Consider the following 1,638-nt stretch of genomic DNA (forward strand, 5'->3'; position numbering starts at 1 on the left):
TCGGCGATCGCCTCCGGCCTCCCGATCGCCATCGAGGCCGCAATGGTGCGGTCTCACCACAGCAGATCAAGGAGACTTAAATCATGGCTACTATCGGCACCTTCAAGAAGTCCGGCAACGAGTTTACCGGCGAGATCGTCACCCTCAGCCTGCAGACCCGCAACGTCCGCATCGTCCCCGACGCCAAGGCGAGCGGCGAGAACGCCCCCAGCCACCGGATCTACCTCGGCCGCGCCGAGATCGGCGCAGCCTGGTCCAAGCGCTCGAACGAGGGCCGCGACTACCTGGGCCTCAAGCTCGACGATCCGAGCTTCCCCGCCCCGATCTACGCCAACCTCCTCGACGACGAGGACGGCGACGGCTTCACTCTCATCTGGTCCCGCCCAAACCGCCGCGGCGGCGAGTGAGATCGGCGCAACGCCCCGCCCCGCACAGCCGGGCGGGGGCTTTCGTGTTCGGTCTGCGCCGAGACCGCCCCCTAATAACACCCCAGGGAAGGGTGGGGGCGGGTGTTCAATTCACCCCGGCGGCACCATTTATCCTACTGAAATCACTTCAGAAATCGGCGCCACCCAAAAACGGCGTTCTGCACCAAAATGCGGAACGACGCGCGAACATGCACGAAAAACCCGGGGAAAACCCGGGGAGGATGTTGGCCCGCTGTTCCGGGTAAACGGTGGGCAAAGGGTGCCAGTTCGTAAACTGGAATCCCCCTAACCTTCTTACCGAAGATGAGATGCTCAGAGTTGATCGGTAGATGCCATTGAGGCGACACTCGCTATAGTCAGACCCCTTCGCATCTCGCGGGGGCAATTCTAATGTCTGAAGCTAGACACCGCGCCCTCGCGGCCGATAAGAGGCGGGAGGGCTGAACGCCGTCGCAAGGCTGCCGGGCCGCGAGCCGCGGGCCCTTCAGGGCCGAGATGGAAATGGTGCGCCGGGTGGCGATGCCACCCTCCTCAGGAACCAGGTGCTCGGTACCGTTCCTGGCTTCTCTGCTGGTTGACCGGACCAAACGGCCTCTCTCTGGCCTGATCTGGCCGAAGGACGGCTGCGCCTCGATCGCCTCTGCCGCAATGGCGCCGGTTACCTTTCTTCCCCTGCCGCCCCCCACCCCACGCGACAGATCGCTTGGGGACCCCGAGGGTGCCGGCATTCCTCGCGCAGCAAGAAAGCTCTCCCGCCTGCCATCCTCCGCTGCGCTGCGGTCGCAAGCGATGCGTCGGCGATCGCCTCCGGCCTCCCGATCGCCATCGAGGCCGCAATGGTGCGGTCCCACCACAGCAGATCAAGGAGACTTAAACCATGGCTACCATCGGCACCTTCAAGAAGGCTGGCACCGAGTTCACCGGCGAGATCGTCACCCTCAGCCTGCAGACCCGCAACGTCCGCATCGTCCCCGACACCAAGGCGAGCGGCGAGAACGCCCCCAGCCACCGGATCTACGTCGGCCGCGCCGAGATCGGCGCCGCCTGGTCCAAGCGCTCGAACGAGGGCCGCGACTACCTGGGCCTCAAGCTCGACGATCCGAGCTTCACCGCCCCGATCTACGCCAACCTCTTCGACGACGAGGACGGCGAAGGCTTCACTCTCATCTGGTCCCGCCCGAACCGCCGCGGCGGCGAGTGAGACCGGCAC

At 65.1% G+C, this 1,638-nt stretch carries 2 protein-coding genes; both read left to right on the forward strand.

Translation table 11 applies throughout. From position 1 onward, the window contains the following. Positions 1-83: 83 nt before the first annotated feature. Complete coding sequence (locus H7X47_RS25645; protein WP_193371634.1) at positions 84-407, forward strand: DUF736 domain-containing protein; 324 nt, start codon at positions 84-86, stop codon at positions 405-407. Positions 408-1,305: 898 nt separating this feature from the next. Further along, complete coding sequence (locus H7X47_RS25650) at positions 1,306-1,629, forward strand: DUF736 domain-containing protein (protein WP_193371635.1); 324 nt, start codon at positions 1,306-1,308, stop codon at positions 1,627-1,629. The last annotated feature ends 9 nt before the right edge of the window (positions 1,630-1,638 follow it).

Source organism: Pelagibius marinus, from assembly GCF_014925385.1.
Taxonomy (GTDB): Bacteria; Pseudomonadota; Alphaproteobacteria; order Kiloniellales; family Kiloniellaceae; genus Pelagibius; species Pelagibius marinus.

What these genes read in the sequence shown, in the direction of transcription:
- H7X47_RS25650 (WP_193371635.1), top strand. Translation starts at nt 1,306, where the DNA reads ATGGCTACCATCGGCACCTTCAAGAAGGCTGGCACCGAGTTCACCGGC.
- H7X47_RS25645 (WP_193371634.1), top strand. Translation starts at nt 84, where the DNA reads ATGGCTACTATCGGCACCTTCAAGAAGTCCGGCAACGAGTTTACCGGC.